General features: G+C 51.7%; 4 protein-coding genes and 2 rRNA genes (1 of these 6 only partly in view). 1 reads left to right on the forward strand and 5 read right to left on the reverse strand.

What is annotated here, in order from left to right; all coding sequences use genetic code 11:
• Window positions 1–67: 67 nt before the first annotated feature.
• Window positions 68–352, reverse strand: a complete 285-nt coding sequence (locus ABQ298_01145; GenBank protein ID MEQ9822974.1) for a DUF4212 domain-containing protein — start codon at window positions 350–352, stop codon at window positions 68–70.
• A 281-nt stretch (window positions 353–633) separates the two neighbouring features.
• On the opposite strand from ABQ298_01145, the gene ABQ298_01150 reads away from it, so the two are divergent.
• Window positions 634–3,348 carry a phosphoenolpyruvate carboxylase gene (locus ABQ298_01150; GenBank protein ID MEQ9822975.1) on the forward strand — a complete coding sequence of 905 codons (2,715 nt, stop codon included), beginning with the start codon at window positions 634–636 and terminating at the stop codon, window positions 3,346–3,348.
• A gap of 2 nt (window positions 3,349–3,350) precedes the next feature.
• Here the strand turns inward: ABQ298_01150 and ABQ298_01155 are convergent, their stop codons facing one another.
• The 4 genes from ABQ298_01155 to ABQ298_01170 form a co-directional block, all read right to left on the reverse strand.
• Window positions 3,351–4,217, reverse strand: coding sequence for a YitT family protein (locus ABQ298_01155; protein MEQ9822976.1), 867 nt, complete (start codon window positions 4,215–4,217; stop codon window positions 3,351–3,353).
• 18 nt (window positions 4,218–4,235) lie between these two features.
• Window positions 4,236–5,396: a 23S rRNA (adenine(2503)-C(2))-methyltransferase RlmN gene (gene rlmN / locus ABQ298_01160; GenBank protein ID MEQ9822977.1), complete on the reverse strand. Its 1,161-nt coding sequence runs from the start codon at window positions 5,394–5,396 to the stop codon at window positions 4,236–4,238.
• Between the two features lie 210 nt (window positions 5,397–5,606).
• A 5S ribosomal RNA gene (rrf, locus tag ABQ298_01165) occupies window positions 5,607–5,722 on the reverse strand.
• A gap of 244 nt (window positions 5,723–5,966) precedes the next feature.
• Window positions 5,967–6,346: ribosomal RNA gene (locus ABQ298_01170) — 23S ribosomal RNA — on the reverse strand (it continues 2,411 nt past the right edge of the window).

Raw genomic sequence — 6,346 nt, forward strand, 5'->3', positions numbered from 1 at the left:
GGAGTTTCGGAACACATCATTCCGAATGCATTGCTGCAGGTAAAAAACAGGAAGTCGGAGCAAGAGCTTAGCCTTCATCCCGATCTGTTTCGGTCATTTCATTTTCGAGCCGATCCACGTGATAGCGTCGATCCAGCCGGTTCATGAGAACGGCATACACAAAAATGAGGATCACAAAAACATAGATCGAGCCTTGCTGAGCCATGAAAAAACCGAGGCCAAAACCACCGATTTTAAACTGGTCCAGCCAGTCAGAAAACACAATGCTCGCGAGAAATGATGCGGCAAACCAGATGGTCAGTAGAATGCCGACCAGCTTGAGGTTTGCCCTCCAGTAGTGAAAAGGGTCCATGGGGAATGAATTGTTGTTGGGGTAAAGCTTGAAACAGACTTTCTAAAGGCGCAGATTCCCCACCTTTGTCAACCGTTTCATTAGATTTTATCATTTCTCCCATTCCAAAATTTAATACACCACCAATCCTTCCCCCAAAGCGAACCACCCAAATTGCAGGTTGATTTCTTCAGCCCACAAACATCACAATCCACTTGCATCGCCTAAGAGCCTGCACTTGTTGAAAGTTGCCCAATTTGGCAGACTGCATCAGCATTCATCGATCTCATCGGCATTCAATCATGGCATTCGACAAATCCCAGGAAATCAGTTTCTCCGTTCGCATGCGGGAAAATCTACCCGAAATTGACCGTATCCGCGACCTCATACTCAACGCATTCAGCGAGGTTCTTCTGCAAATGGGGGATGCAAAAGCCGCATCTCTCGTACAAGCCACCGGGGATCTTTGTGTTCCAAACGATGTTGACCCTGGCGTTTTTGCACAGGTCCAGTCCATCTGCTTTCAAATTCAGAATCTGGTTGAAAACGCAATTTCGCTCAAGGTTGCACGCCGGATCAACACGGAGAGTGACAGTCTGGGTGAATCCGGATTCTGGCTCAACTACCTGCACCGCTTGCGTCAACAGGGGTGTCGACCTGCTGACATCGCTGCGCGTGTGCAATCCAGCTTTGTGGAAGTGGTCTATACCAAGCACCCCACTGAAGCAAAGCGATGGATCATCCTGCACCTGCACCGTCAACTTTCTTCCCTTATTATGCGTCTGACGGAAGGCCATGACGTCTATGGTGAAGTGCTTGAGGTATTGGAGCTACTCTGGCGCAGCGGCGAATTGTTCACCACCAAACCCACGGTGAAGCAGGAGCGTCGCAATCTGGACTACTACCTCACCGAAATTTTCCCAAAGGCACGAAAGGCACTCGACCTCAGCTTCCGAAACGCATGGCATCAGGTCTTTCCCGAAGCCGAAGTTCCCAAAGCTCCCTGTCTGCGTATCGCCACCTGGGTCGGTGGCGACCGGGACGGACACCCGCTGGTCACTGCAGAGGTAACCCGTGAAACCCTTCATGAGCTCCGCAAACTCGCCGTGATTGAGCTGATTCAGCAGGTCCAAGTCGTAAGGCACGAGGTTCGCTTCCATCGCCAGCGTCAAGCCGTGCCGGAGGCCTTGGAACAGTGGCTCCGTCAGAATAACCTTCCCGTCGACAGCGAAGAACCCTGGAGTGTCGCGTTTGAACACATCGAACGCGCACTGCAACATTCCATCGATCAGCAATGTGACCCCTGCTACCACAATCCGGATGACTTCCGTAGCGATCTCAGCATGATTGAATCAGCGTGGTGCGAGATTCGGGCGGAACGCCTCATTCAACGTTTCCTCGATCCAATCTACGGTCAGCTCACCTTCTATGGTTTCCACACGGCAAACCTCGACATTCGTCAGAACAGTCAGGCCTACCAAAAAGCCCTCATCGAGCTAATGGTTCAAGCGGGTATTCCTGAGGCCGAAAACTATGCACAATGGCCTGAGTCGCGAAAGCTCGATTTCATCCAGAAGGAACTTTCTCACAACCGCCCCTTCCTGCTTCCTTCCGCAGAACTCAGTGACAGCACCTGCGAAGTGCTCGATACATTCCGGGTCGTCAAAGATCACTTGGACCGCTTTGGAAGGGGGGGAATCGGCAGTTTTATCGTCAGCATGACTCGCAGTGCCTCAGACCTGCTGGCTCTGTTTCTGTTCTGCAAGGAGGTTGGATTGCTCAAACGCGTCGACGGCAATTATGTCAATCAGATTGAGGTTGTTCCTCTTTTTGAAACCATGGCTGACCTCGAGGCGAGTGTTTCCATCATGCAGACCTATCTGGAGAGTCCCATTGTCCGCAACACCCTTGCCTACCTGGGTTCCGCTCTTTCCCCTGAGCGAACAGCCCCCTCCTCACACGCCCAAACCATCATGCTCGGCTACAGTGACAGCAACAAGGATTGCGGTATCTGGGCCAGCCAGTGGACTGTCTATAATACCCAGAAACGTCTGATCGAACTCTCGTCACAGTCTGGGATTCCCGTTCGGTTTTTCCATGGACGAGGAGGTACTGTCGGTCGGGGGTCGGGTCCCATGCACCGCTTCATTGAAGCGCTTCCCCAACCGGGACTTGAGCACGGATTTCGCATCACGGAACAGGGAGAGGTGATCGCTCAGAAGTACAATTCCACCGAGCATGCCATCGAAAGTTTTGAGCAGCTCGTCGCAGGAGTTTCCTGCGCAAAGCTGCTTGCAACCCATGATGCCATCATTGAACGTGCCACGCCTGCGATGATGCAGATACGGGATGCCAGTCTCGCGAAGTACCGCGCATTAATCGAAGGGGAAGCGTTTCTGCCCTTTTATCGAGAAGCAACTCCCATTGATGTGATCGAATTGAGCAAAATCGGTTCCCGCCCAGCCCGTCGAACCGGAATGGCCACGCTCGAAGACTTGCGGGCAATCCCCTGGGTTTTCAGCTGGAATCAGTCGCGCTTCTACCTACCCGGATGGTTTGGAGTCGGATCGGGACTGCTCGCACTGAAACAGGAAAATGAACAGGGGTTTGATTACCTGCGGCAAATCTGGAGGGATTGGCCATTCCTGAGATACCTGCTCTACAATGCGGAATCCACAGTCGCAAGCTGTTCGGAAACACTGATGTCAAACTATGCCGATCTTGTCACAGACGCGTCGGTTCGTGACCGCTTCATGCAACAGATACTGGATGAACTCCGCTTGTCCGAATCCATGTTGACCGAGTTGCTGTCTCGCCCATTTTCACAGGGACGTCCTCGACTCTACTACACTCTCAAAGCACGCGACCATCGCCTGCATGCGCTGCACATGCAACAAATCGAGTTGTTGCGGCAATGGAGGAAACTTCCACCCAAGCAACGAACGGAATCCCCGATACTGACCCAATTGCTGCAAAACATCAACGCCGTCGCGAGCGGACTCAAAACAACCGGATGATCTCAGCGTAGCAGGTGCTGCTTGAATCCATGCCCCAGCACTTCTGACGCATTGGACAAGATCAGAAAGGCATCTGCATCGTAGCTGGCAACCAGTTTTTTCAGTCGAAACATGTCTCCTGGACGGGCCACGACCATGAGAATGGTGCGGGGTTCATGCGTGTAGCCACCTTCGCCCTGAAGTTTTGTCAGACCAAGGTCGAGTTCGGTGAGTACCGCCGACTGAATTTGCTCCGCCTGTGATGAAATAATGAATACAAACTTGGAGGAGTCGAGACCCGACAAGAGAGCCTGAGAGGTCCGAGAGATGATAAATGCGGCAATCATGGCACCCATGACTTTTTCCAGAGGAAACACCAGGCAACCCAGCAGCAATATGCTCGCATCCAGACTCAACAAGGCTCGCCCAATGGGTACCCCGCTCGTCTGGTTCAACAGAAGAGCGAGCGACCCAAATCCCCCCGAAGCTCCATTGCCCCGAAAGACGATCCCGATACCCAGCCCAGTGATCACTCCCCCAAACACCGATGCAAGGATGAGGTCGTCGGTCAGCATAGGAATCCATGCACTCGTCAGATAGATAAACAAGGGTAGGAGAAACGCACCCAGCAAGCTGCGCTGAATGACGGAGCGGCCCAGTATCAACCCACTGATTGTGAGAACGATCGCATTAAACGTCCAAATGACCCAATAGGGGGCGATCCCTCCGATGTGCTCCACAATGATTGCCAAACCTGCAATACCTCCCGGAGCCAGCGCGTTGGGCCGGAAAAATCCGTTAAAGGCAATCGCCATGACAAACACCCCGAAAGCAACCTGAAGATAGCTCCAGGTCCGAACTCCGGGTTTCTCAGCACGCGAACGTTTCATGCAGAGCTTTTTCTCCTCTCAACTTACGGAATGCTCTTCTGAATCGCATTCAGTTCTGTCGGATGACACGTTTACATCAGCCGATACGGATTCCCGGTTGTCTCGGATTTCCCGTTTCCGGCTGCGCGCAACTTTATGCGGTTCCAGATGCAGTTCCTCCTGGCGCTTCATGGCAAGCTGTCCACAGGCAGCACTGACATCCTGGCCGCGGCTGTAACGTACTGGCGCAGGGATTGATCGATCACTCAGGTATTTCTGGAATTCCCTCAAGCGAATTTCTTCACTGGCCTGCATCGGATTTCCCGGATGGGCATTCATCGGGATAAGATTCACCTTTGCCTTCAATCCATGCACAAACTTCACCAGTTGCTTCGCATGCTGAATCGAATCATTTTCACCCTGAATCATCACGTATTCAAAGGTGATTCCGTGCCGGGTCTGTATTGGGTAATTCAAAAGGGTCTGCTTCAGCACATCGAGTGGGTATTGTCGTGCAACGGGCATCATGGATGCACGGTGTGCATTGTCTGCACTGTGCAATGAAATCGCCAGACTCACCGCCACTTCCTTCCCCAAACGCTCGATCTCCGGGACCAATCCCACCGTCGATACCGTCACCCTGTGTTTCGAAAGTGCAAAGAGTTTTGCATCGGTAAGGGTACGACAAACTTCAACCACCGCCTCAAAGTTGTCGAGCGGCTCGCCCATTCCCATGAAAACAACGTTGCTCACCTTTTTTTCTTCGAGCCGATGATTTGCAAGGATCACTTGCGATAGTATTTCCCCGCTGCTCAGGCTGCGCGTCAGTCCCATGCGCCCGGTTTGACAAAAAGTGCATCCCCATCGGCAGCCCACCTGACTGCTGATACACAGGGTAATTCGCTTATCGGAAGGCATTAGCACACATTCGGCAAACAGACCATCCCTCACACGAAACAGGATCTTTTCACTCCCATCGGCAGAACTCAAAACCGTATCCACCGTCGGAAGTGACCAGTCAAACTGTTCCTGCAATGATTCTCGAATCGCCTTTGAGATGTTGGTAAAGCCTTCTGGCTGCAACTCCCCTTTCGCAAAAATCCATTCCCGAATTTGCCGTGCAACAAAGGGTGCATGCCCGTGTTGCGTCGCCCATTGTTTCCAATCGGCCTCTGTCTGATCCAGTGCGTAGGGTTTCATGTTCAGCGATTCCTCTCGTCGTTGATGCAATGCGAGCTTGCGGCAAAAAGCAACGCGGTTCTCTGTGCTCTTTGTGGTTCCAACTGATTATCAACCTCTAGGCTTGGTGCTTTCCTTGTTGAGCAAGGTGCTCTTGTTCTCAATGAGGAGTTGTTTTTGATTGTGCACAAAAAAAGCCCTTAGTGCTTTAGGCGACTAAGGGCTTTATAAGACTGGCAATAACCTACTCTCACACGGAATCAGACCGCACTACCATTGGCGACTGAGGGCTTAACCGGCGTGTTCGGTATGGGAACGGGTGTTTCCCCTCGTCTATCTTCACCAGAGTATTTCTGCAACCGATACGACTTGTGGTTGGAGAGTTATGAGTTGAAGCGACAAGTTTAAGTTTAAGCAGTGTGAACTGCGTGGGCTTAAGGGTGGGCTTCAACTGCAAGCCTTGGCTTGCATCTGGTTATTGCCTGGGTTTTGTCGTATCGTTGATTTACGCAAAATCCAGTTTAACGTCAAAAAATGGCAGATAAGCCATCAGAGATGATCTTATCGGCAGTTGGAAAAATGGAAACATAAATGATCAAACCTAACGGATCATTAGTACTGGTTAGCTATAGGGCATTGCTACCCTTACACATCCAGCCTATCAACCTGGTAGTCTACCAGGATCCTTAATAGAGATCTTATCTTGGGAATAGCTTGGCGCTTAGATGCTTTCAGCGCTTATCTAGTCCGAGCTTAGCTACCCGGCGCTACCACTGACGTGATAACCGGAACACCAGAGGCTCGTCATTTTCGGTCCTCTCGTACTAGAAAATGAACCCCTCAAATCTCTTGCGCCCACAGAGGATAGAGGACCGAACTGTCTCACGACGTTCTGAACCCAGCTCGCGTACCACTTTAATCGGCGAACAGCCGAACCCTTGGGACCTTCTCCAGCCCCAGGATGTGATGAG

This window comes from Puniceicoccaceae bacterium (assembly GCA_040224245.1).
Lineage (GTDB): Bacteria > Verrucomicrobiota > Verrucomicrobiia > Opitutales > JAFGAQ01 > JAKSBQ01.

Coding starts and splice junctions, on each gene's coding strand:
- ABQ298_01145 (MEQ9822974.1), bottom strand. CDS start 352: ATGGACCCTTTTCACTACTGGAGGGCAAACCTCAAGCTGGTCGGCATT.
- rlmN (MEQ9822977.1), bottom strand. CDS start 5,396: ATGAAACCCTACGCACTGGATCAGACAGAGGCCGATTGGAAACAATGG.
- ABQ298_01150 (MEQ9822975.1), top strand. CDS start 634: ATGGCATTCGACAAATCCCAGGAAATCAGTTTCTCCGTTCGCATGCGG.
- ABQ298_01155 (MEQ9822976.1), bottom strand. CDS start 4,217: ATGAAACGTTCGCGTGCTGAGAAACCCGGAGTTCGGACCTGGAGCTAT.